This is a genomic window from Pseudomonas sp. Pseusp10 (assembly GCF_059492225.1).
Window position 1 is genome coordinate 1,654,883 of sequence record NZ_CP168528.1, and the last position, 23,357, is coordinate 1,678,239.

General features: G+C 62.2%; 17 protein-coding genes. 12 read left to right on the forward strand and 5 right to left on the reverse strand.

Annotation, left to right across the window (positions count from 1 at the left end; all coding sequences use genetic code 11):
• Positions 1-11 precede the first annotated feature (11 nt).
• The 4 genes from ACEN8Z_RS07415 to ACEN8Z_RS07430 are packed head-to-tail and all read left to right on the forward strand — an operon-like array spanning position 12 to position 3,332.
• Complete coding sequence (locus ACEN8Z_RS07415) at positions 12-1,343, forward strand: MFS transporter (RefSeq protein ID WP_008001199.1); 1,332 nt, start codon at positions 12-14, stop codon at positions 1,341-1,343.
• Positions 1,340-2,002, forward strand: a complete 663-nt coding sequence (locus ACEN8Z_RS07420) for a DsbA family oxidoreductase (RefSeq protein WP_495597218.1) — start codon at positions 1,340-1,342, stop codon at positions 2,000-2,002. The genes ACEN8Z_RS07415 and ACEN8Z_RS07420 overlap by 4 nt, the downstream gene beginning before the upstream one ends.
• Positions 1,999-2,325 (forward strand): Rieske (2Fe-2S) protein, encoded by a 327-nt coding sequence (locus tag ACEN8Z_RS07425; protein ID WP_008001195.1) that lies wholly within the window; start codon positions 1,999-2,001, stop codon positions 2,323-2,325. Before ACEN8Z_RS07420 ends, ACEN8Z_RS07425 begins: the two co-directional genes overlap by 4 nt.
• Entirely contained in the window at positions 2,322-3,332 is a 1,011-nt protein-coding gene (locus tag ACEN8Z_RS07430; protein ID WP_495597219.1) for a YeiH family protein, read from the forward strand. The genes ACEN8Z_RS07425 and ACEN8Z_RS07430 overlap by 4 nt, the downstream gene beginning before the upstream one ends.
• Before the next feature lie 1,280 nt (positions 3,333-4,612).
• Here the strand turns inward: ACEN8Z_RS07430 and ACEN8Z_RS07435 are convergent.
• A complete protein-coding gene (locus tag ACEN8Z_RS07435) occupies positions 4,613-5,647 on the reverse strand; it encodes an AraC family transcriptional regulator (RefSeq protein WP_442095787.1) in 1,035 nt (344 codons plus the stop codon).
• A 355-nt stretch (positions 5,648-6,002) separates the two neighbouring features.
• Here ACEN8Z_RS07435 and ACEN8Z_RS07440 point away from each other — a divergent pair, with 355 nt between their 5' ends.
• The 8 genes from ACEN8Z_RS07440 to ACEN8Z_RS07475 all read left to right on the forward strand — a co-directional run bounded on the left by ACEN8Z_RS07440 (position 6,003) and on the right by ACEN8Z_RS07475 (position 18,015).
• Complete coding sequence (locus ACEN8Z_RS07440; protein ID WP_495597220.1) at positions 6,003-6,569, forward strand: RBBP9/YdeN family alpha/beta hydrolase; 567 nt, start codon at positions 6,003-6,005, stop codon at positions 6,567-6,569.
• A gap of 124 nt (positions 6,570-6,693) precedes the next feature.
• Positions 6,694-8,697, forward strand: a complete 2,004-nt coding sequence (locus tag ACEN8Z_RS07445) for a DUF1302 domain-containing protein (RefSeq protein WP_495597221.1) — start codon at positions 6,694-6,696, stop codon at positions 8,695-8,697.
• A gap of 41 nt (positions 8,698-8,738) precedes the next feature.
• Entirely contained in the window at positions 8,739-10,097 is a 1,359-nt protein-coding gene (locus ACEN8Z_RS07450) for a DUF1329 domain-containing protein (protein ID WP_007993891.1), read from the forward strand.
• A 180-nt stretch (positions 10,098-10,277) separates the two neighbouring features.
• Positions 10,278-11,369: a WD40/YVTN/BNR-like repeat-containing protein gene (locus ACEN8Z_RS07455; protein WP_495597222.1), complete on the forward strand. Its 1,092-nt coding sequence runs from the start codon at positions 10,278-10,280 to the stop codon at positions 11,367-11,369.
• A gap of 16 nt (positions 11,370-11,385) precedes the next feature.
• Positions 11,386-13,905 (forward strand): efflux RND transporter permease subunit, encoded by a 2,520-nt coding sequence (locus tag ACEN8Z_RS07460; protein WP_495597223.1) that lies wholly within the window; start codon positions 11,386-11,388, stop codon positions 13,903-13,905.
• A gap of 6 nt (positions 13,906-13,911) precedes the next feature.
• The gene (locus tag ACEN8Z_RS07465; RefSeq protein ID WP_495597224.1) at positions 13,912-15,690 is read left to right on the forward strand and encodes an acyl-CoA dehydrogenase C-terminal domain-containing protein; all 1,779 of its coding nucleotides are present in this window, start codon (positions 13,912-13,914) and stop codon (positions 15,688-15,690) included.
• Positions 15,691-15,713: 23 nt separating this feature from the next.
• On the forward strand, positions 15,714-17,357 hold the full coding sequence (locus tag ACEN8Z_RS07470; RefSeq protein ID WP_495597225.1) for a fatty acid--CoA ligase: 1,644 nt from the start codon (positions 15,714-15,716) through the stop codon (positions 17,355-17,357).
• 316 nt (positions 17,358-17,673) lie between these two features.
• Positions 17,674-18,015 (forward strand): potassium channel family protein, encoded by a 342-nt coding sequence (locus ACEN8Z_RS07475; RefSeq protein WP_495597226.1) that lies wholly within the window; start codon positions 17,674-17,676, stop codon positions 18,013-18,015.
• 119 nt (positions 18,016-18,134) lie between these two features.
• Here the strand turns inward: ACEN8Z_RS07475 and ACEN8Z_RS07480 are convergent, their stop codons facing one another.
• The 4 genes from ACEN8Z_RS07480 to ACEN8Z_RS07495 are packed head-to-tail and all read right to left on the reverse strand — an operon-like array spanning position 18,135 to position 23,258.
• The gene (locus ACEN8Z_RS07480; RefSeq protein WP_007993881.1) at positions 18,135-18,356 is read right to left on the reverse strand and encodes a formate dehydrogenase subunit delta; all 222 of its coding nucleotides are present in this window, start codon (positions 18,354-18,356) and stop codon (positions 18,135-18,137) included.
• A complete protein-coding gene (gene fdhF, locus ACEN8Z_RS07485) occupies positions 18,353-21,226 on the reverse strand; it encodes a formate dehydrogenase subunit alpha (RefSeq protein ID WP_495597227.1) in 2,874 nt (957 codons plus the stop codon). Before fdhF ends, ACEN8Z_RS07480 begins: the two co-directional genes overlap by 4 nt.
• Entirely contained in the window at positions 21,223-22,782 is a 1,560-nt protein-coding gene (locus ACEN8Z_RS07490; RefSeq protein ID WP_495597228.1) for a formate dehydrogenase beta subunit, read from the reverse strand. The genes fdhF and ACEN8Z_RS07490 overlap by 4 nt, the downstream gene beginning before the upstream one ends.
• Positions 22,782-23,258, reverse strand: coding sequence for a formate dehydrogenase subunit gamma (locus ACEN8Z_RS07495; RefSeq protein WP_007982711.1), 477 nt, complete (start codon positions 23,256-23,258; stop codon positions 22,782-22,784). Before ACEN8Z_RS07495 ends, ACEN8Z_RS07490 begins: the two co-directional genes overlap by 1 nt.
• Between the last annotated feature and the right edge of the window lie 99 nt (positions 23,259-23,357).

Genomic DNA, 23,357 nt, shown 5'->3' on the forward strand with positions numbered 1-23,357 from the left:
GAGGAGGCTGCATGGCCTTTCACCCAATAGCCGCTGACGATGACGACTCCAGCGGAGTCGGCGTTGCGCGCCAATATGCCTGGATCGTCTTTGCACTGACGTTCGGCCTGTTGATCTCCGATTACATGTCGCGTCAGGTACTGAACGCGGTGTTCCCCCTGCTCAAGACTGAGTGGGCGTTGAGCGACGGACAGCTGGGTCTGCTCAGCGGTATCGTTGCCCTGATGGTCGGCCTGCTGACGTTTCCCCTGTCGTTGATGGCCGACCGCTTCGGCCGGGTCAAGAGCCTGGCGCTGATGGCGTTCCTGTGGAGCGTGGCGACCCTGGGTTGCGCGTTGGCGCAGGACTACCAGCAGATGTTCATCGCGCGGTTCATGGTCGGCGTCGGCGAAGCGGCCTACGGCAGCGTGGGCATCGCGGTGGTGATTTCGGTGTTCCCCAAACACATGCGCGCCACCCTGGCCAGTGCCTTCATGGCAGGCGGGATGTTCGGTTCGGTGTTGGGCATGGCCCTGGGCGGCGCCATCGCGGCCAAGCTGGGCTGGCGCTGGTCGTTCGCCGGCATGTCGTTGTTTGGCCTGGTGCTGGCGATGCTTTATCCGCTCATCGTCAAGGAAGCGCGCATTGCGCCACAGCGTGCCGCACAGATTGCGAACAAGACGGCTGCCGCGGTCAAGCGTCCGCTGCGCACGCTGTGGTCCAGCCGTTCGGTGGTGTCGACCTACATCGCCAGCGGCTTGCAGTTGTTCGTCGGCGGTACGGTGATGGTGTGGATTCCCAGCTACCTCAACCGTTACTACGACATGCCCACCGACAAGGCCGGCGGCATGGCGGCGATCATCGTGTTGTGCAGCGGTGCGGGCATGATCCTGTGCGGCATGCTCAGCGATCGCCTGTGTCGCAACTCGCCGGAGCGCAAGGTCAGCCTGGCCATCGGCTTCTGCCTGGGCAGTTGCCTGCTGTTGTCGGCGGCGTTTGCCTTGCAGGCAGGGCCGGTGCAATTGCTGCTGATCTGCCTGGGCATGCTGATTGCCACCGGTACCACGGGACCTGCCGGCGCGATGGTTGCCAACCTGACCCATTACTCGGTGCACGGTACGGCGTTCGCCACGCTGACCCTGGCCAACAACATGCTGGGGCTGGCGCCGGGGCCGTTCATCACCGGCCGGGTGTCCGACCTCATCGGTCTGCATGCCGCGTTTCAACTGGTGCCACTGGTCAGCCTCGCGGCGGCGGCGGTGTTCTTTTATGCCAAGTGTCATTACCACAAAGATATTGCCCGGCTTCAGGGTCAGAGCGTGCCTGACCCTGTCGGTGAAGCGGGTTTAGAGGTGAAGTTGTGAGTCGTCGTTTACGTATTGATGTGTTTTTCGATTTTATCTGCCCCTGGTGCCTGATCGGCAAACGCCAACTGGAGCATGCGCAGGTGCAGTTTCGCAGTCGCCACCCGGATGTGCAGATCACCACGGTGTGGCATGGGGTGCAGTTGTTGCCTCAGTTGCCGGTACAAGGTGAGCCCTTCGCCGAGTTCTATCGCAAACGCCTGGGCAATGCGGACGCCATGACCATGCGCCAGGCCCAGGTACAGCAGGCTGCCAGTGCGGTTGGCCTGGCCATCGACCTCAGCCACATCGAGACGATGCCCAACACTGCAGACGCCCATCGTTTGTTCGAGCGTGTCAGCGGACTGGGCAATTCCAGTCAGCGTGAAATGTTGCTCGAACGACTGTTCGCCGCTTATTTCCACAGACGCGAAAACCTGGGTTGTCGGGAGACCTTGCTCGCCATTGCCCGCTCCTGTGGCGTCGATACGGACGGGGTGCTCGATTGCCTGAAGGGTGACGCCACGCCATTTGATGGATTCCCCGGCGCGACCAGTGGCGTGCCGAGCTTCCAGTTCGACCGCCGCATGACGGTGATCGGTGCACAACCTGCTCAGGCGCTGCTCGGGGCGATGAACGAAGCCCTTAAGGAAAGTGATCGCGAGCGGCAGTCAGTATGACTCGGCGCATTCCCGTGCCGGCCGGCAAACACCCGCAGGCCGGTGGCCGGGCGCTGTTCGAATTCGAAGACAAAAGCCTGGCGTTGTTCAACGTCGACGGGCAGCTGTTTGCCATCGACGACAGCTGCCCGCATCAGGGCGCCTCGCTGTGTGGCGGGCGCCTTGAGGGGCGGGTGATTCAATGCTGCGCCCATGGCCTGCGCTTCGATTTGCGCAGTGGCTACATGCTCAATTCCACCTTGGTCAAAGTCACCAACTACCCGGTCGAGAACATCGACGGCCAGGCGTTTATCGTCATCGCATCCGAGGAGTCCGCGCCATGAGCGTCATTGCTCTCACCCGTATCCACAGTCGCACGCGCGAACTGGCTCCGGGGTTTATCGTCAGCCTGATCGTGGCGGCCGCCGCGTCGTTCTTGTCCGAGCACTACGGTGCGCCGGTCATGCTGTTTGCCTTGCTGCTGGGCATGGCCCTGAATTTTCTGGCCGATGACGGCCCGTGCAAGGCCGGCGTCGAGTTCACCGCCCGCACGGTGCTGCGCATCGGCGTGGCGCTGCTGGGCATGCGCATCACCCTCGAACAGATGGCGGCGCTGGGCTGGAAGCCGATAGCGCTGGTGGTGATTCTGGTGGTGGTGACCATCAGCGTGTCTGTGATCGCCGCCAAGGCCCTGGGTTTCCAGCGCCTGTTCGGCATGCTCACCGGCGGCGCGACCGCCATCTGTGGCGCCTCGGCGGCCTTGGCGTTGGCAGCGGCATTGCCGAACCATCCGCAGAAAGAACGGGCGACCTTGTTCACCGTGATTGGTGTTTCGGCGCTGTCGACGATGGCGATGATCGTCTATCCGATGATCGCCAACTGGCTGCAGTTGTCGCCGCAAGTGGCGGGCGTGTTCCTCGGCGCCACGATCCACGACGTGGCCCAGGTGGTCGGCGCCGGCTACAGCATGTCGACCGAGACCGGCGACACGGCCACGGTGGTCAAACTGATGCGCGTTGCCATGCTGCTGCCGGTGATCGTCACCGCCGCGATGATCACCCGCATGCAAGGCGCCGACCCGACGGGCAAACGCCCGCCATTGTTGCCGTGGTTCGCCGTCGGTTTTCTGATTCTGGCCTGCATCAACAGTACCGGATGGATAGCGCCTGCGGTGCAAGGATCGGTCAACGAACTGTCGCGCTGGTGCCTGGTGATTTCCATCAGCGCCCTGGGCATGAAGACCCGGCTCAAGGAGCTGGCGGCGGTCGGGATCAAGCCGATCCTGCTGATGGTGGGGGAGACGGTGTTCCTGGTCGTGCTGGTGCTGTTGTTGCTGCACTGGGGGCTCTGAACGCCTCGTCACGCACAGGTTTTATGGCAGGGCCACACGGCGTTGACTCCTCATGCCGTGGGGCTCTCGACCGGTGTCACAAACACCGGTCTTTCGCGGCGACTGTACCAGCAGTCGCCGTTTTTTTTGGGGGCTTTCACTGGTTTGGATTCGGACGCGGTCGTTTGTAGGAGCTGGCTTGCCAGCGATGGTCGTTAACGATAACGCGTGTGAACTGGATGAACGCGGCGTACTTGAGTCCATCGCCAGCAGGCTGGCTCCTACAGTTTCTTCAGCGTGGGCACGTTCCCTTGTGGGAGCTGGCTTGCCAGCGATGGTCGTTAACGATAACGCGTGTGAACTGGATAAACGCGGCGCACTGGAGTCCATCGCCAGCAAGCTGGCTCCTACAGTTTCAGTGTGGGCGCGGTCCCTTGTGGGAGCTGGCTTGCCAGCGATGGTCGTTAACGATTACGCGTGTGAACTGGATGAACGCGGCGCACTGGAGTCCATCGCCAGCAGGCTGGCTCCTACAGTTTCAGCGTGGGCATGGTCACTTGTAGGAGCTGGCTTGCCAGCGATGGTCGTTAACGATTACGCGCGTGAACTGGATAAACGCGGCGCACTGGAGTCCATCGCCAGCAGGCTGGCTCCTACAGTTTCAGCGTGGGCGCGGTCCCTTGTGGGAGCTGGCTTGCCAGCGATGGTCGTTAACGATAACGCGTATGAACGGGATGAACGCGGCGCACTGGAGTCCATCGCCAGCAGGCTGGCTTCTACAGTTTCAGCGTGGGCGCGGTCCCTTGTGGGTGCTGGCTTGCCAGCGATGGTCGTTAACGATAACGGGTGTGAACTGGATGAACGCGGCGCACTGGAGTCCATCGCCAGCAGGCTGGCTCCTACAGTTTCAGCGTGGGCATGGTCACTTGTAGGAGCTGGCTTGCCAGCGATGGTCGTTAACGATAACGGGTGTGAACTGGATTAACGCGGTGCACTGGAGTCCATCGCCAGCAGGCTGGCTCCTACAGTTTCAGCGTGGGCGCGGTCCCTTGTGGGTGCTGGCTTGCCAGCGATGGTCGTTAACGATTACGCAGTGTGAACTGGATGAACGCGGCGCACTGGAGTCCATCGCCAGCAGGCTGGCTCCTACAGTTTCAGCGTGGGCGCGGTCCTTTGTGGGAGCTGGCTTGCCAGCGATGGTCGTTAACGATTACGCGTGTGAACTGGATTAACGCGACGCGCTTGAGTCCATCGCCAGCAGGCTGGCTCCTACATGAAGAACCTTTTTTTGTGTGCTCGACTCAGGATTCTTTCGGGCCTGCGACAGGTTTTGCTGTGGATTGTTTTTGTGCCCGCCAAGTCGCCGGCGGCATTCCAAACTGACTGATAAACCACCGCGTAAACGAGCTCGCCATCGAGTAGCCGAGCATGTCGGCAATGCGACTCAGCGAGTAGTTCGGGTTATCCAGGTAACGCAGCACCAGATCTCGACGCACATCGTTGATCACGTCGTTGAAGGCGCAGCCGTCGTCCTTGAGGCGGCGTTGCAGGGTGCGTACGTTCATGCCCTGGCTCTGGGCTACCTGTTCGATGGTGGCGCGTCCCATGGGCAACAGCAGGTAGATGGCCTTGCGCACCTCGAACAGCATCGAGGCACCTTCGTGGCTGTGCAGTGAGTCGAGGTAGCTCTGGGCGTAGCGGGCCATGGCCGGGTCGGCGTTGGGGTTGGTCATGTCGAGGCTGATGTCGGGGCAGACGATGCCGTTGAATTCGCTGCCGAACTCCAGGTTGCAGCCGAACAGCCGGCGATGCAGGTGCAGGTTGTCCGGTGGCTGGTGCATGAAGTTGACGCTGTAGGGGTGCCAGTGCGAGCCGAGCAGGGCCGAGCACAGCCGGAACATCACGCCAATGGCCAGTTCGGTAGCCTGGCGGCTGGGCATTGGCGTTTCGGTGACCACCTCTTCGCGAATGATCACCATCTTGCCGGCCTCTTCAATGAAGATGGCCAGCGAATCATTCATCAGGTGCCGGTAGTCCACCACGACCTGCAAGGCATCGCGCAGGGTGCGCTGGTGGCTGAGCAGCAGGCTGACCACGCCGAAGTCCGAGAGCTGGCGCGACTCGGCCATGCTCAGGCCGAAGGTCTGGCAGCCGCTGGCGGCGGCGGAGTCTTCCAGCAGGCGCACGGCGGCATCGATGGGGATGCGGTGTTCAGGGGCCTGCAATTGGGCTTTGCTCAGACCGACGGCTGCCATGACATCGCGCGGGTTGAAACCCAGGTACTGGGTGACCTCCAGGTAGTTGGTCAAGACGGCGGCGCGAACAAGCTTGGTCATGCGAGGGGCTTCCCTGTGCCGATGGCGATTGGCGTGAGCGTGGCGACTATATCCAGCGTATCAACAGTTGAACAGTTGTCATGTCGTTGATGGTTTTCATGTTGTCCGGTCGCGAATCAACGGTGTTGTTTGAAGCAATCGTCCCTGATCCATTGATTACAGTGACCCTGCGCCAACCTGCGGGGTTTTTCGACCAGTGGTCGAGCTGTCCGGATGTCCGACAATTTGTCATCAAAAGAAAAGTGCCTGACGTCCAATGTAAAGCGCTTCGGGTGGGCGCTCTTTAATGTCGACCCTACAAAAAGCCCCTGGCGCAAACAGCCAGTCGAGTTATCGAGAAAGCGAAGGTGTTGACGTGGACAAATTGCAAACTGCCGCCACCGTTCTGATCGTCCCGGGTCTGCGCGAGCACGTGGCTGAACATTGGCAAACGTTGCTGCAAGCCAGGCTGGGCAAAGTGCGCAGCGTCCCGCCATTGGAAACCGACAAACTCGACTGCATGGCCCGTGTCCGGGCAATCCAGCACGAACTCGAGCAGATCGACGGCCCCGTGATTCTGGTGGCCCACAGTGCCGGCGTACTGATGGTCGCGCATTGGGCGGCGCATTACAGCCGTCCGGTCAAGGGCGCTTTGCTGGCCGCGCCACCGGACCTCGATGCGGTCTGGCCGGCAAACTATCCATCCTCCGAAACCCTGCGTAGCCAGGGCTGGAATCCTCTGCCCCAAGGCCCGCTGCCGTTCCGCAGCATTGTGGCCGGCAGCACCAACGATCACCTTGCCACGCTGCCTGCGGTCACCCGCATGGCAGAAGGCTGGGGCGCCGAATTGCTCAATCTGGGCGATGTCGGCCACCTCAATCCGGCCGCAGGATTTGGCCACTGGCAGCAAGCCGAAGCACTCATCCTGGAGCTGGACCGCTAGTACAAGGAGCTGGACTGGCAGTACGCCAACCGGCATTTGCCCTCATTCCTTAAACGCAAACCCATCCATGTTTGCGTGAGGGCGGCTGCGCTTAAAACAAATACAAAAAGGCGGAGACAACGCAATGCACAACAATAAGAGTCACGGCTTCACCGTAGCGCGCTACACCTTGTTGGCCTCGGCCATTCTGGCCGTCATCGCGCCGGCGGCCCATGGGGTCGAGCTCGATTTGGGCAACCCGGACTGGACCGCGCGCCTGGATAACACCGTGAAGTACAACTACGGCGTGCGCACCGAAAGCGCTGACAAGCGCATGTTGGGAACGCCGAACAACAACGACGGCGACTACAACTTCCGCAAGGCCGGCACCAACATCACCAACCGTGTCGACCTGTTGACCGAAATGGATGTGGTCTACAAGAACGCCATGGGCTTTCGCGTCAGCGCCGCCAGCTGGTACGACAAGGCCTACGACAACACCGGTTCCAATTCCAATCCGTTCGTCAACGGCAATGGATCGACGTCGGGCCTGATCGCCAACGACCCGCGCCTGGCTGCGGTCACCCATGACAACGTCGGCAATGGCAGCCCGCACCTGAGCAACTATGCCCAGCGCTACTACAGCGGTCCTTCGGGCGAAATCCTCGATGCCTTCGTGTTCTACAGCACCGAAGTGGGCGAGGAGTCGATGTTCAGCGCCAAGGCCGGTCAGCACAACGTGTTCTGGGGCGAGACCATTCTCAACCCGGTGCACTCGGTCAGCTACGGCCAGTCCGGCCTCGACCTGGCCAAGCTTGCCGCGTCGCCGGGCACCGAAGCCAAGGAACTGTTCGTCCCGCGCAATCAACTGTCGATGACGTTCACCGTCAATCCGGAATTGACCGTGGGCGCCCAGTACTTCCTCGATTGGGACGCCGCGCGTCTGCCCGAAGCCGGTACTTACTACGGTGGTTCGGATCTGATCGGCTATGGTGCGCAGTCGTTCCTGCTCGGCAACACCAACGCGAAGGTGCCTGGCAGCCCGCTGGGTTGTGGCCTGGCGCCGTGCAACGCCTTGACCAACGTGCGTCGCGGGCATGACCTGACACCGAGCAGCAGCGGCGACTGGGGCGTGATGGCCAAGTGGTCGCCAGCCTGGCTGGATGGCACCCTCGGCATCTACTACCGCGAGACTTCGGAAATCCTGCCGCAAGCCTGGCTGGATGCCAGGGGCATTACCTCGGCCAACCCCAACGGCACCCGGCCGGCAGGGCAAGTGCCTGCGGTGGTCAACACCCTCAATTCACTGGACACCGCCACCTATCAACTGGCGTATGCCGACAACATCAAGATCTTTGGCCTGAGCCTGTCCAAGGACGTGGGCGGGATCAGCGTCGGTTCGGACCTGAACATTCGTCACAACATGCCGCTGGCCAGTATTCCCGCGATTGTCAGTACCCGCAGCCCGCTGGGCCTGGGTCAAGGTCTGGGTCTGCTGCCTGCACGTACGGACGTCACCGGTGTGATCTACGACACCCCGAGTCGCGGCGACAGCATGAGCGCTACTGGCGACACCTTGCACTGGACGCTCAACGGCTTGATGACCCTGCCGAAAACGCCGGTGTTCGATCAGGCAACTGTGCTTGCCGAGCTGTACTACAGCAACCTGCTCAAGCTCGATAGCAAGAACGAGGCGCTCTACAAGGGCAAGGACAGCTATCGCGGCATCGACGCGCCGACCCGGGACAACTGGGGCGTCGCGGTCAACTTCACACCGACCTGGTACCAGGTGTTCCCCGGTGTCGACCTCAACGCGCCGATGTCGGTCAACGTGGGTCTCGCCGGTGTGTCACCGGTCTCCGGTGGCGGGGCCAAGGACACCGGCAACTATGCCGTGGGCGTCGGTGCCGTTGTGTACAACAAATACTTTGTCGACCTGAAGTACGTGGACTCCTTCGGCAAAACCGAAAAGTGCAACGTCAGCGGTGTGAGTACCGGCCCGAACGGTGGTGACGGCTCCACCCCGAACGCCTTCAGCGGCAATGAAAACTTCGCCTGTTTCGCCGGTGGCTATTCGTCCTTCTCCGGAGGTGGTGCCACGACTGAGGACCGTGGCGCCGTGTACCTGACGATGAAAACAACCTTTTGATTCACCACTGATTTGCTCAATGCAAGCAGGAGAATAACAAGATGAAATTCGCACAAACCGTGTTGGCCGCTTCGCTGGCCATGGTCCTTGCCGCCCAGGCACAGGCCGCTGTTTCAACCCAGGAAGCTGCCAAGCTAGGCACCAGCCTGACCATGGTGGGCGCTGAAAAAGCCGGGAACGCTGATGGTTCCATTCCTGCCTACAACGGAGGCTTGACGACGCCGCCGGCCAGCTTCAAATCCGGTGACAGCATGCGCCCGGATCCGTTTGCCAGCGAAAAACCGCTGCTGGTAATCGACGGCAAGAACGTCGACCAATACAAGGGCCTGCTCACGGCGACCACGGTAGAACTGGCCAAGCGTTTCCCGACGTTCCATGTCGACGTGTTCCCGACGCACCGTACCGTTTCGCTGCCCCAGGCCATTCTGGATAACGGCGTGAAGAACGCCAGCGGCGCCAAGTCCCTCGAAGGTGGCCTGGCCATCGACAACGTCCTGCCGGGCGTACCGTTCCCGATTCCGCAGTCGGGCAACGAAGCGATGTGGAACTTCCTGCTGCGTTACCAGGGCGTGAGCATCAGCTCCAAGTACGACTCGTGGAACGTCGACTCCGCCGGCGTGCCAAGCCTGGCGACCACCGGACAAGCGAACATCTCCTACCCGATCTACGAAAACCTCTCGCAGCCGATCAGCAGCGCCGATGTGTACTACCAGATGAAGCTGTCGTACACCGGCCCTGCGCGCCGGGCCGGCGAGGCGGTGATGCTCAAGGACGCCGCCAACCCGCTGCAGCAGCCACGTCGCGCCTGGCAATACCTGCCGGGTCAGCGTCGGGTGAAACTGGCACCGAACCTGGCCTACGACACGCCTAACCCTGGTACCGCGGGTGCGGGCACCTACGATGACGTGTTCGTGTTCAACGGTGCGCTGGATCGCTACGACTGGAAGCTGGTGGGCAAGCAGGAAATGATCGTGCCCTACAACACCTACAAGCTGACCTACGTCCAGGACCCGAAGTCGCTGACCACCGCCAACCACCTGGCACCGGACTTCGTGCGCTGGGAAAAACACCGCGTCTGGGTCGTCGAAGGCAACCTCAAGGCAGGTGCCCGTCACATTTACGCCAAGCGTCGCTTCTACCTCGACGAAGACAGCTGGACCGCTCTGGCCTCGGATCAATATGACGCCCGTGGTCAGCTCTATCGCGGCTCCTTCGCCTTCCTCAGCCAGAGCTATGACAAGCAGGTGCCGGATTCGACGCCCTTCATGATCTACGACCTGGTCGGTGGTTCGTACAACATCAACGGTGTGGTCGGCCCGTACGGCGGCATCAAGTACATCGAGCCGCTCTCCAAGGCGCAGTGGTCGTCGGAATCCCTGGCAGGCGCCGGCATTCGCTAAGCCAAGATCCACTGTGGGAGCGAGCCTGCTCGCGATGGACCAGAGGGCGACGCGGGTATCCAGACAGCACGCGTCATCGTTAACGTCCATCGCGAGCAGGCTCGCTCCTACAAACGGCATGACCTGCACGTCAGGCACACGCAAGTGTGCCTCGACGCGGTTTTCCGAAGAGGACGCAGCATGTGTTCGTATAAAAATAATATTTTGCAGCTGGCGTTGGGCGTTGTGCTCGGCGTGTTGCAGGGCGTCACCCATGCGGCCGAATACGTCGACGTGCTGGACCTGCCCGCCAGGGTCAGCGCCTTGGCGATCAACAGCCCGTTGTCCGGCATGGCCCGCGCCGGCGGGCGCGTGATTGCCGTCGGCCAGCGTGGCCATATTCTGTTTTCCGATGATGCGGGCAAGCATTGGCAGCAGGCCTCCGTGCCGGTCAGTGCCGATCTCACCGCAGTGAATTTTCCGACCGCCACCCAGGGCTGGGCGGTGGGCAATGACGGCGTGGTGTTGCACAGCAGCGACGCCGGCGCGACCTGGAAGAAGCAACTCGACGGTCGCCAGATCGGCGAATTGCTGATCAAGCATTACTCGGCGCTGGCCAAGGCCGAGCCGGGCAACGAGCAATGGCCCCAGTTGGCCATGGAAGGCCAACGACTAGTCGATCAAGGCGCGGATAAACCGCTGCTCGACGTCTGGTTCGCCAACGACAAAACCGGCTATGTGGTCGGCGTGTTCAACCTGATCCTGCGCACCGACGACGGTGGCCAGAGCTGGACCCCGTTCCAGGATCGCACCGACAACCCGCAGAGCTTGCACCTCAACGCAATCGCCTCCACCGGCGAGGCGTTGTACATCGCCGGCGAGCAGGGTCTGTTGCTCAAGTGGGACGACAGCGCCCAACGCTTCAATGCCGTGCCGACGCCGTATCAGGGCAACTTCTTCGGCGTGCTCGGCAAGCCCGGCGAAGTGCTGGTCTACGGCCTGCGCGGCAACGTGCTGCGCAGCACCGACGGCGGCCAGAGCTGGAGCGCACTGGAAACCGGCCTGCACGTCAGCATCACCGCGGGCCTGATCGATGCCCGTGACAACTACCGCTTGTTCACCCAGGGCGGGCAGATGCTGGTCAGCCAGGGGACGGGCACGCAGCTGCATCTGCTGCAGCAACCGGCACCGACACCGGTCGCCGGCGCAACCCAGTCCGCCGACGGCGCCCTGGTGCTGGCGGGCAGCCGTGGTGCCCGGACGCTGTCCGCCGATCCAGCCCTCGAACCCTAAGAGCGAGAACCCAGACATGGGCAATATCAAACAAGACGCCATGCCGGTGATCCGCGATGTGCGTGATTTCGACCAGCGCTCCGGCAACCTCCTCGAACGGCTGGTGTTCAACTTCCGCCCGTTGTTCATGCTGTTGATGGCGCTGGCCACGGTGGTGCTGGGCTACATGGCGGTGACTCGCCTGGAGCTGCGCCCCAGCTTCGAGAAAATGATTCCGCAGAGCCAGCCGTACATCCAGAACTTCCTGGAAAACCGCCAGTCGCTGCGCGGTCTGGGCAACTCGGTGCGGGTGGTGGTGGAGAACACCCAGGGCGATATTTTCGATCCCGAATACCTCGACGTACTCAAGCAGGTCAACGACCAGTTGTTCCTCACCGAAGGCGTCGACCGCGCGTGGATGAAGTCCCTGTGGAGCCCGGCGGTGCGCTGGACCGAAGTCACCGAGGACGGTTTCCAGGGCGGCCCGGTGATGCCCGACACCTATTCAGGGCAGCCTGAACAGATCGAACAGCTGCGCCAGAACATTTCCCGCGCCGGCATTGTCGGCAGCCTGGTGGCCAGCGACTTCAAGTCGACCATGCTGATCGTGCCGCTGCTGGACAAAGCCGCGGCAGGTGGCCAGCGCATCAACTACCACGCCTTCTCGCAGATGCTCGAAGCGCAGTTGCGCGACAAGATCGAATACGCCGGCGACAGCGCTGCGCGTAAATCCGGAGTCGAAGGCACCGGCCATTACAAGGTGCGGGTGATCGGCTTCGCCAAGCTCATGGGCGACCTGATCGACGGCCTGATCCAGGTGATGATGTTCTTCGGTCTGGCGGTGGTCACCTCGTTGGCCATCATCTACGCCTACACCCGTTGCGTGCGCAGCACTCTGCTGGTGGTCGGCTGCTCGCTGATCGCGGTGGTCTGGCAACTGGGCATCGTCGCCTGGCTCGGTTACGCCATCGATCCATACTCGGTGCTGGTACCGTTTTTGATCTTCGCCATCGGCGTGTCCCATGCGGCACAGAAGATGAACGGCATCATGCAGGACATCGCCCGTGGCACCCACAAACTGATCGCCGCGCGCTACACCTTCCGCCGTCTGTTCATTGCCGGTGTCACTGCGTTGCTGGCCGACGCCGTGGGTTTCGCCGTGTTGATGCTGATCGATATCCCGGTGATCCAGGACCTGGCGATCACCGCCAGCATCGGCGTCGCGGTGCTGATCTTCACCTCGCTGTTGCTGATGCCGGTGGCGCTGTCCTATGTCGGTGTTGGCGCCAAGGCCGCCGAGCGTGCGTTGAAAATCGACACCCGTGCCGAAAAGCATAAAGGTTTCGGCAAACTCTGGGATCTGCTCGATCGCTTCACCACCGCCAAGTGGGCTACGGGCGCCGTTTTGGTCGCCGTATTGATGGGCATTGGCGGTTACGTGGTCAGCCTCAACCTGAAGATCGGCGACCTGGAAAGCGGGGCGCCGGAGCTGCGCGCCGACTCGCGTTACAACCGCGACAACGCCTACATCACCCAGCATTACGCGCTGTCCAGCGACCTGTTCGCCGTGATGATCAAGACCGCGCCGGAAGGCTGCCTGAACTACAAGACCCTGGTGCTCGCCGACCGCCTGGCCTGGGAGCTGCAACAGTATCCGGGCGTGCAGGCCACTGCTTCGCTGGTCAACGCGGTACGCCAGATCACCGCCGGCACCTATGAAGGCAACCCCAAGCTCAACAGCATCCAGCGCAATCAGGACGTGCTCAACTACGCCGCGCAGCAAGCCTCGGTCAACTCGCCGGAGCTGTTCAACACCGAATGCTCGCTGATGCCGGTGATCGCTTTCCTCAAGGATCACAAAGCCGAAACCCTGGATGCGGTGGTGGCGATTGCTGACAAGTTCGCCAAAGAAAACAGCAGCGACGATCGCCAGTTTCTGCTCGCCGCCGGCAGCGCCGGTATCGAGGCGGCGACCAACATCGTGGTGCGTGAAGCCAATCACACCATGCTGCTGTACGTGTACGCGGCGGTGACGCTGTTCTGCCTGATCACCTTCCGCAGTTGGCGGGCCACGTTGGTGGCGCTGTTGCCGCTGGTGCTGACCTCGATCCTCTGCGAAGCGTTGATGGTGGCCATGGGCATCGGCGTGAAAGTCGCGACCCTGCCGGTGATCGCCCTCGGCGTCGGCATCGGCGTGGACTACGCCCTGTACCTGCTCAGCGTGCAACTGCACTTCCAGCGCCAGGGCTTGCCGCTGTCCCAGGCCTACCGCAACGCCGTCTCGTTTACCGGCCGGGTGGTCGGGCTGGTGGGCATCACCCTCGCCGCCGGCGTGGTGTGCTGGGTCTGGTCGCCGATCAAGTTCCAGGCCGACATGGGCATCCTGCTGACCTTCATGTTCCTGTGGAACATGCTCGGCGCGCTGATCCTGATTCCGGCCCTGTCGTATTTCCTGCTGCGCGAACGGGCCCCGCAGCCGGGTTCCGATACCGCAGCCGAGAACACCGAATCCACTGAACGTCCGGGCATGCCCCATGCCCTGACCACTTCCGAGTAAGCCAAGATGTCTGAATACAAAGCTCCCCTGCGCGACATGCGCTTCGTACTCAACGAGGTTTTCCAGGTGTCCCGGCTCTGGGCCAGTTTGCCCGGCCTGGCCGACGTGATCGATGAAGAAACCGCTGCCGCCATCCTCGAAGAGGCCGGCAAGATCAGTGGCGAAGTCATCGCACCCTTGAACCGCGCCACCGACGAACAGGGCTGTACCTGGAGCAATGGTTTGGTCACCGCGCCGGACGGTTTTGCCGAGGCCTATCAAGCCTTCGCCGAGGGCGGCTGGGTCGGTGTCGGCGGTGATCCGCAGTACGGTGGCATGGGCATGCCCAAGGCGATTTCGGCGCAGGTCGAAGAGATGGTCAACTCGGCCAGCCTGTCGTTCGGCCTGTACCCGATGCTGACCGCCGGCGCCTGCCTGTCGATCAAGGCTCACGCCAGCGAAGAGCTCAAGCAACGCTATCTGCCGAACATGTATGCCGGCACCTGGACCGGTTCGATGTGCCTGACCGAAGCCCACGCCGGCACCGACCTGGGCCTGATTCGCACCAAGGCCGAACCCCAGGCCGACGGTAGCTACAAGGTCAGCGGCAGCAAGATTTTCATCACCGGCGGCGACCACGACCTGACCGAAAACATCATCCATCTGGTACTGGCGCGACTGCCGGATGCACCGGCCGGCCCGAAAGGCATTTCGCTATTTCTGGTACCCAAAGTGCTGGTCAACGCCGACGGTTCGCTGGGCGAAAACAACGCGCTGTCCTGCGGCTCCATCGAACACAAGATGGGCATCAAGGCCTCCGCCACCTGCGTGATGAACTTCGATGGCGCCACCGGCTGGATCGTCGACGCACCGAACAAAGGCCTGGCGGCCATGTTCACCATGATGAACTACGAGCGTCTGGGTGTGGGCATCCAGGGTCTGGCACAGGGCGAGCGCTCGTACCAGAACGCCGTCGCGTACGCCCGTGACCGTCTGCAAAGCCGTGCACCCACCGGCGCGCAGAACAAGGACAAGGCCGCGGACCCGATCATCGTGCACCCGGACGTGCGCCGCATGCTGTTGACCATGAAAGCCTTGAACGAAGGCGGCCGTGCGTTCTCCAGCTACGTGGCCCTGCAACTGGACATCGCCAAGTACAGCGAAGACGCGCCAACACGCCAGCGCGCGCAGGAATTGGTATCGCTGCTGACGCCGGTGGCCAAGGCGTTTCTCACCGACATGGGCCTGGAAACCACCCTCCACGGCCAGCAGATCTTCGGCGGCCACGGCTACATCCGCGAATGGGGCCAGGAGCAACTGGTGCGCGATGTGCGCATCACCCAGATCTACGAAGGCACCAACGGCATCCAGTCCCTGGACCTGGCCGGGCGCAAGATCGTCGGCAGCGGCGGGGCGCTCTACCGCTTGTTCGCTTCGGAAATCCGCAACTTCACCGCCAATGCCTGCGCTGACCTCGGCGAGTTCACCAAGCCGTTGAACGCCGCCGTGGACATCCTCGACGAGCTGACCGCGTGGTTGTTGGATCGGGCCCAGAGCAACCCGAACGAAATCGGCGCGGCTTCGGTCGAGTACCTGCACGTGTTTGGCTACACCGCGTATGCCTACATGTGGGCGCGCATGGCCAAGGTCGTCATGAGCGGGGATGCCGAGGACGATTTCTACACCAGCAAACTGGCGACCGCGCGCTTCTACTTTGCCCGCTTGCTGCCGCGTATCCACTCGTTGAGCGCATCGGCCAAGGCCGGCAGCGACTGCCTCTACGAGCTGCAAGCCGACCAGTTCTGATCGAAGGACAAGGAACTCCAACCATGCTGAATACAAAAATAATCCCGCCCGCCGACGGCGCTTATGCCTATCCCTTGCTGATCAAGCAATTGCTGCTGTCTGGCGTGCGCTACGAGCCGGGCCGGGAAATCGTCTACGCCGACAAACTGCGCTACAGCTACCAGACGCTCAACCAGCGCATCCGTCGACTGGCCAATGCGCTGACGGCGGCCGGGGTCAAGGCCGGTGACACCGTGGCCCTGCTCGACTGGGACAGCCACCGCTACCTGGAATGCTTCTTCGCCGTGCCGATGATCGGCGCGGTGCTGCACACGGTGAACATTCGCCTGTCGCCGGAGCAGGTGCTGTTCACCATGAACCACGCCGAGGATGACCTGGTGCTGGTGCATGATGATTTCCTGCCTCTGGTCGAGCAGATCCACGGGCGGCTGGAAACCGTTAAAGGCTACCTGCAGCTCACCGATGACGAGGCGACCACGACGTCACTGCCGGTGTTCGGTGAGTACGAGCAGTTGCTGTCCCTGGCCCCGGACCAATACGACTTCCCCGATTTCGACGAAAACTCGGTCGCCACGCTGTTCTACACCACCGGCACCACCGGCGACCCGAAAGGCGTGTACTTCAGCCATCGGCAACTGGTGCTGCATACCCTGAATGCCGTCGGCACCCTGGGCGTCTATCAGGGCCAGCCGCTGCTGCGTTCCGACGACGTGTACATGCCGATCACGCCGATGTTCCACGTACATGCGTGGGGCGTGCCTTATGTCGCGACCCTGATGGGCATCAAGCAGGTGTATCCGGGCCGCTACGAACCCAACAGCCTGGTCAAGCTGTACCGCGAAGAGAAGGTGACCTTCTCCCACTGCGTGCCGACCATCCTGCAGATGATCCTCAACTGCGAGGAAGGCAAGGCGACCCGTTTCGACGACTGGAAAATGCTCCTCGGCGGCAGTGCGCTGACCCTTGGCATCGCCAGTGAAGCCAGCGCCAAAGGCATGGTGGTGCACGCCGGCTACGGCATGTCGGAAACCTGCCCGTTGCTGTGCCTGACCTACCTGCGCGACGAAGACCGCCAGCTATCCGCCGAAGCCCAACTGCCGACCCGTATCAAGACCGGCACACCGGTGCCGCTGGTCGACCTGAAGATCATCGACGCCGAGGGCAATGACGTGGCCCATGACGGCGAGTCCCTGGGCGAGATCGTGGTGCGCGCGCCGTGGTTGACCCAGGGCTACCTCAAAGCCCCGGACAAAGGCGCGGAGCTGTGGCACAACGGCTGGCTGCACACCGGCGACATGGCCTCGATCGACAAGCTGGGCGGCGTGGAAATCAAGGATCGCATCAAGGACGTGATCAAGACCGGCGGCGAGTGGATTAGCTCCCTGGAACTGGAAAGCCTGATCAGCGAACACCCGGCCGTCATGTCCGTCGCGGTGGTGGGTATCGTCGATGAACAGTGGGGCGAACGCCCCATGGCCATGGTCGTCAGCGAGCCGGGGCAATACCTGGACCGCAAGATCCTCGAAACGCACCTGCAAGCCTTCGTCGACGGCGGCCGCATCAACAAATGGGCGATCCCCAAGCAGTTCAAGTTCGTCGCCGAAATCCCCAAGACCAGTGTTGGCAAGATCAACAAGAAGCTGATTCGGGAAAGCGAAGCCAACTGAGGGATAAACCTGCCATCACCACCGATGATGGCAATTTTTTTGTAGGAGCGAGCTTGCTCGCGATGGACTGGAGAGCGCCGCGTTTAAACAGGAAACACGCGTTATCGTTAACGACCATCGCGAGCAGGCTCGCTCCTACAAGGAATCCAACAGCAGGCGGTTTCTGGATAGTTTGTGGGGCGTCATCTTTGTCATAGTCCTCGCCAGAGATAACGCCCCGTTGGTCGCAGTTTTCAGCGCTTGTGCCAAGCTGAACGGGGTATTGAACCGCTGCGCATTCAATTGCCGGTCAGGCAAACCCCAGGAAGCCCACGACATGAACCTCGCCCGTGCATCAAACGTCCGCCACGAGTTCTACAAAGCCGTCTGGTTCTACTTCAAAGTGGTGTGGCCGATCTTCTCTATACTGCTTCTAGTGATCGTTGCGTTCGGCCTCATCATCGCTCACCTGGAAGGGTGGAGCCCTGATGACGGTGTTTATTTCGCCTTCGTGACGGGCCTGACCATCGGCTACGGCGAGCTCGTGCCCAAGCTCGGCGTCTCGCGAGTGCTGGCGGTGTTGCTGGGGTTCAACGGCGTACTGATGACGGCGACATTCGCGGCGATCAGTGTCCGGGCGATTGAAGTGACGGTGACGGCGTCACGGAAAGATGTGTAGGAGCGAGCTTGCTCGCGATGGACGTCAACGATAACGCGCGAATTCTGGATAAGCGCGGTGTCCTTGAGTTTTTCGCGAGCAAGCTCGCTCCTACAGGGGGGGCAGCCAGCAGGTTGAACCTAAGCCTCCCAGCCCGCCCCACTGACCGCCGCCTGCGCCAGCGGGTGCAAATCCGCCCCCTGATGCTCCGTCTGCCAGGCCAGCAACTCCTTGCGCATGCCGGGCGTCCAGTACATCTGCAGATGATTGCGCACGCCGAGTACGGCCAGTTGCTGGTCCGGTTCGCTGGTGAAGTACTGGGCGATCTGGTTGGCCATCTTGATCAGGTTTTCAGTGCTCATCGGCGTACCTCCGCTTTCGCCTGACGGCGTTCATTCAACAGACGGTGCTGTTCGTCACTGAACGCCTGATAGCGTTTTTGCCACTCCGAAGGGTGATAGACGCGGCTGACTTCCACAGCGGTGACCTTGTACTCCGGACAGTTGGTGGCCCAGTCGGAGTTGTCGGTGGTGATCACGTTGGCGCCCGATTCCGGGAAGTGGAAAGTGGTGTACACCACGCCCGGGGCGACCCGTTCGGTGACCCGCGCACGCAGTACGGTCTGGCCGGCGCGGCTGCCGATGCCGACCCAGTCACCTTCGTTGATGCCACGGCTTTCGGCGTCGCTCGGGTGGATTTCCAGGCGGTCTTCGTCGTGCCAGGCGACGTTGTCGGTGCGCCGGGTCTGGGCGCCGACGTTGTACTGACTGAGGATGCGCCCGGTGGTCAGCAGCAGCGGATAGCGAGCGTTGACCTTTTCCTCGGTGGGCACGTAGCCGGTGAGCATGAAACGCCCCTTGCCGCGCACGAATTGCTCGATGTGCATGGTCGGCGTGCCGTCCGGTGCCTCGGCGTTGCACGGCCATTGCAGGCTACCGTGGCGATCCAGTTCGGCGTAGCTGACGTTGGTGAAGGTCGGCGTCAGGCTGGCGATTTCATCCATGATTTCCGATGGATGTTTGTAGTTCATCGGGTAGCCCAAAGCATTGGCCAGCGCAACTGTGCCTTCCCAGTCGGCCTTGCCGCCCAGCGGCTCCATGACCTTGCGCACCCGGGAGATGCGCCGCTCGGCATTGGTGAAGGTGCCGTCTTTTTCCAGGAACGAACTGCCCGGCAGGAACACATGGGCGAACTTGGCGGTTTCGTTGAGGAAAATATCTTGCACCACCACGCACTCCATCGCCGACAAAGCGGCGGTGACGTGCTGGGTATTCGGATCGCTCTGGGCGATGTCCTCGCCCTGGCAATACAGGCCTTTGAAACTGCCGGCCAGGGCAGACTCGAACATGTTCGGGATGCGCAGGCCCGGGTCGGGTTGCAGGGTGACATTCCAGGCCTGTTCGAACTGCGCCCTTACCACCTCGTTGGAGATGTGCCGGTAACCGGGCAATTCGTGGGGGAAGGAACCCATGTCGCAGGAACCCTGCACGTTGTTCTGCCCGCGCAGCGGGTTCACGCCCACGCCTTCACGACCGATGTTGCCAGTGACCATGGCCAGGTTGGCGATGCCCATGACGGCGGTGCTGCCCTGGCTGTGCTCGGTGACGCCCAGGCCGTAGTAGATCGCCGCGTTGCCGCCGGTGGCATACAGACGAGCGGCGGCACGGATGTCGGCAGCGGCGACGCCGCAGACAGGGCCAAGGGCTTCCGGCGAGTTTTCCGCACGGCTGACGAACTCGCTCCAGCGGGCGAAATCGCTGCCCTCGCAGCGGGCGTCGACAAAGGCCTGGTTGAGCAGGCCTTCGGTGACGATAACGTGGGCCAATGCGTTGAGCATGGCGACGTTGGTGCCCGGGCGCAGGGCCAGGTGCAGTTCGGCGCGGGCATGCACCGTGTCCACCAGATCAATGCGCCGCGGGTCGATGACGATCAGCCGCGCACCTTCACGCAGGCGGCGTTTGAGCTGGGAGGCGAACACCGGGTGGGCGTCGCTGGGGTTGGCGCCCATCACCAGGATCACGTCGGCTTGCATCACCGAGTCGAAACTCTGGGTGCCGGCGGACTCGCCCAGGGTTTGTTTCAAGCCATAGCCGGTCGGCGAGTGGCAGACCCGCGCACAGGTGTCGACGTTGTTGTTGCCGAAGGCCGCACGCACCAGTTTTTGCACCAGGTAGGTTTCTTCGTTGGTGCAGCGGCTGGAAGTGATCCCACCGATGGAATCGCGGCCATATTTCTGCTGCAACCGACGGAATTCGCTGGCGGCGTAGGTCACCGCTTCATCCCAGCTGACTTCCTGCCACGGGTCGTTGATGTGTTTGCGGATCATCGGTTTGGTGATGCGATCCGGGTGGGTGGCGTAGCCCCAGGCAAAGCGCCCCTTGACGCAAGAGTGGCCGTGGTTGGCATGGCCGTTTTTGTCCGGAACCATGCGTACCAGCTGATCGCCTTTCATCTCGGCGCGGAACGAACAGCCCACGCCGCAATAGGCACAGGTGGTGATCACGCTGCGTTCCGGTTGACCCAGTTCGACCACGCTTTTTTCCATCAGGGTCGCGGTCGGGCAGGCTTGCACACAGGCGCCGCAGGACACGCATTCCGATTCGAGGAAATTCTCGCCACCGGCAGCGGCCACGCGGGATTCGAAACCACGCCCGGTAATGGTCAGGGCAAAGGTGCCCTGGGTTTCTTCGCAGGCGCGCACGCAGCGGTTGCAGACGATGCACTTGCTCGGGTCGTAGTCGAAGTAGGGGTTGGACGTGTCCTTCACATCGGCCAGATGGTTGTCGCCTTCATAGCCGTAACGCACCTCCCGCAGGCCGACCTGACCGGCCACGGTTTGCAGCTCGCAGTTGCCATTGGCCGAGCAGGTCAGACAGTCCAGCGGGTGATCGGAGATGTACAGCTCCATGACGTTGCGCCGCAGCGTCGCGAGCTTCGGCGTTTGCGTGTGCACGGTCATGCCTTCGCTGACCGGCGTGGTGCAGGACGCCGGATAACCGCGCATGCCGTCGATCTCCACCAGGCACATGCGGCAGGAGCCGAAGGCTTCCAGGCTGTCGGTGGCACAGAGTTTGGGAATGGTGGTGCCCAGCAGCGCAGCGGCGCGCATCACCGAAGTGCCTTCGGGCACGCTGATGCTGCGGCCGTCGATGTTCAGGGTGACTTGCACCTGGCTGTCGCGGGCCGGAGTGCCCAGATCGATATCGGTTTTCGGGTCGAAGAGAGTAATCATTGCTCGGCCTCCGAGGGCTGCAAGCCGAAGTCGGCGGGGAAGTGCTTGAGGGCGCTGGCGACCGGAAAGGAAACCATGCCGCCCAACGCGCACAGCGAACCGTATTGCAGGGTGTCGCACAGGTCCTTGAGGATGATCACCTGCTCATCGCGACCGTTCTGGTCAGGCGCGGCCAGCAAGCGGTCGATCACCTCTACGCCCCGAGTCGAGCCGATGCGGCACGGCGTGCATTTGCCACAGGATTCCTCGGCGCAGAACTCCATCGCGAAGCGCGCCATATGGGCCATGTCCAGCGTATCGTCAGCCACCACCACACCACCGTGACCGAGCATCGCGCCGATGGCGGCGAAGGCTTCGTAATCCAGCGGCGTGTCGAATTGCGAAGGCGGCACCCAGGCGCCGAGCGGGCCGCCGACCTGCGCGGCCTTCAGCGGCCGGCCACTGGCGGTCCCTCCGCCGTAGTCTTCCACCAGTTCCCGCAGGGTCAGGCCAAAGGCCCGTTCCACCAGCCCGCCGTGACGAATATTGCCCGCCAACTGGAAGGGCATGGTGCCCAGGGAGCGGCCCATGCCGTAATCACGATAGAACTGCGCACCCTTGGCCAGAATCAGTGGCACCGAGGCCAGGGTCAGCACGTTGTGCACCAGCGTCGGCTGGCCGAATAGCCCCTTCAAGGCAGGAATCGGCGGCTTGGCGCGCACGATCCCGCGCTTGCCTTCGAGGGAGTCCAGCAGCGCGGTTTCTTCACCGCAGATGTAAGCACCGGCACCGACGCGTACTTCCATATCGAAAGCCTGGCCGCTGCCGCCGACATTGGCGCCGAGGTAGCCGTTCTCCCGGGCAATCTGCAGCGCGTTGCGCAGCGTGGCCACGGCATCCGGATACTCCGAGCGCACATAGATGTAGCCGTAAGTGGCGCCGACGGTAATGCCGGCAATGGCCATGCCTTCGATCAGCAGGAAGGGATCGCCTTCCATCAACATGCGGTCAGCAAAAGTGCCGGAGTCGCCTTCGTCGGCGTTGCACACAATGTATTTCTGCGCAGCTTGAGTGCCGCGCACCGTGCGCCATTTGATCCCGGCGGGGAAGGCCGCGCCGCCACGGCCGCGCAGGCCTGAATCGAACACCGCGGTCGCAGTTTGCTCGCCGCCAAGGGTGATGGCTCTTGTTAAACCTTCGAAACCGCCGTGGGCTCGATAATCGTCCAGCGACAATGGCCGGGTGATGCCTGCGCGGGCGAACAGCAGGCGTTGTTGTGTCTTCAGATAGGGCAATTCCTCCACCAGGCCCAAGGCCAGTGGATGGGCGGACGGCTCGCCTTGCAGCGCATCAAGCACGGACGGCACATCGGCAGCAGTCAGCGGGCCAAACCCGATACGACCTTGCGGGCTGTCCACTTCCAGCAGCGGTTCCAGCCAATACAGGCCACGCGAACTGGTGCGCTGCAGCTCCAGTGGCAGATTGCGTTCCTTGGCCTGAGTGATCAGGGCCGTGGAGACCTCGTCGGCACCAACAGCACGGGCCAGCGAATCACAGGGCAGATAAAGAGTCGGCATCACGCGTCCTCCCGGCAAGCGTCGAGCAAGGCATCCAGACGCTCGGCACTCAGCCGCGCATGCACCCGGCCATCCAGCTCCAGGGCAGGCGAGCAGGCACAAGCGCCGAGGCAATACACCGGACGCAAACTGATGCTGCCATCGGCGCTGCTGCCGTGGTCATCCAGTTGCAGACGCTCACGTAACTGCGCAGCCAACTGCTCGGCACCGCGACTCTTGCACGACTCAGCCCGGCACAGCCGCAGGATATGCCGCGCGGGCGGCGCAGTACGGAAGTCATGGTAAAAACTGATCACCCCACGAACCTCGGCCTGGCTCAGGTTCAGGGCATGGGCAATCTCGGGGACGGCGACATCAGGGATGTACCCAATGCGCTCCTGAATATCATGAAGAATGGGCAACAGCGCACCCGCAGAGCCCTTATGGCGCTCCAGCAGACTGTTGACCACAGGCAGGTGCAACATCTCATCAGGCATTCAGCAATCCTCACGGTCACGGACAAACCAGAAGGTTGTCGGTCGTCCGAAAGTGTCGGCTGCGGCACTCACACCACGTCACGGTATCGTGGCAATTTG

What these genes read in the sequence shown, in the direction of transcription:
- ACEN8Z_RS07415 (WP_008001199.1), top strand. Translation starts at nt 12, where the DNA reads ATGGCCTTTCACCCAATAGCCGCTGACGATGACGACTCCAGCGGAGTC.
- ACEN8Z_RS07450 (WP_007993891.1), top strand. Translation starts at nt 8,739, where the DNA reads ATGAAATTCGCACAAACCGTGTTGGCCGCTTCGCTGGCCATGGTCCTT.
- fdhF (WP_495597227.1), bottom strand. Translation starts at nt 21,226, where the DNA reads ATGATTACTCTCTTCGACCCGAAAACCGATATCGATCTGGGCACTCCG.
- ACEN8Z_RS07445 (WP_495597221.1), top strand. Translation starts at nt 6,694, where the DNA reads ATGCACAACAATAAGAGTCACGGCTTCACCGTAGCGCGCTACACCTTG.
- ACEN8Z_RS07470 (WP_495597225.1), top strand. Translation starts at nt 15,714, where the DNA reads ATGCTGAATACAAAAATAATCCCGCCCGCCGACGGCGCTTATGCCTAT.
- ACEN8Z_RS07490 (WP_495597228.1), bottom strand. Translation starts at nt 22,782, where the DNA reads ATGCCGACTCTTTATCTGCCCTGTGATTCGCTGGCCCGTGCTGTTGGT.
- ACEN8Z_RS07495 (WP_007982711.1), bottom strand. Translation starts at nt 23,258, where the DNA reads ATGCCTGATGAGATGTTGCACCTGCCTGTGGTCAACAGTCTGCTGGAG.
- ACEN8Z_RS07465 (WP_495597224.1), top strand. Translation starts at nt 13,912, where the DNA reads ATGTCTGAATACAAAGCTCCCCTGCGCGACATGCGCTTCGTACTCAAC.
- ACEN8Z_RS07425 (WP_008001195.1), top strand. Translation starts at nt 1,999, where the DNA reads ATGACTCGGCGCATTCCCGTGCCGGCCGGCAAACACCCGCAGGCCGGT.
- ACEN8Z_RS07480 (WP_007993881.1), bottom strand. Translation starts at nt 18,356, where the DNA reads ATGAGCACTGAAAACCTGATCAAGATGGCCAACCAGATCGCCCAGTAC.
- ACEN8Z_RS07460 (WP_495597223.1), top strand. Translation starts at nt 11,386, where the DNA reads ATGGGCAATATCAAACAAGACGCCATGCCGGTGATCCGCGATGTGCGT.
- ACEN8Z_RS07475 (WP_495597226.1), top strand. Translation starts at nt 17,674, where the DNA reads ATGAACCTCGCCCGTGCATCAAACGTCCGCCACGAGTTCTACAAAGCC.
- ACEN8Z_RS07455 (WP_495597222.1), top strand. Translation starts at nt 10,278, where the DNA reads ATGTGTTCGTATAAAAATAATATTTTGCAGCTGGCGTTGGGCGTTGTG.
- ACEN8Z_RS07435 (WP_442095787.1), bottom strand. Translation starts at nt 5,647, where the DNA reads ATGACCAAGCTTGTTCGCGCCGCCGTCTTGACCAACTACCTGGAGGTC.
- ACEN8Z_RS07430 (WP_495597219.1), top strand. Translation starts at nt 2,322, where the DNA reads ATGAGCGTCATTGCTCTCACCCGTATCCACAGTCGCACGCGCGAACTG.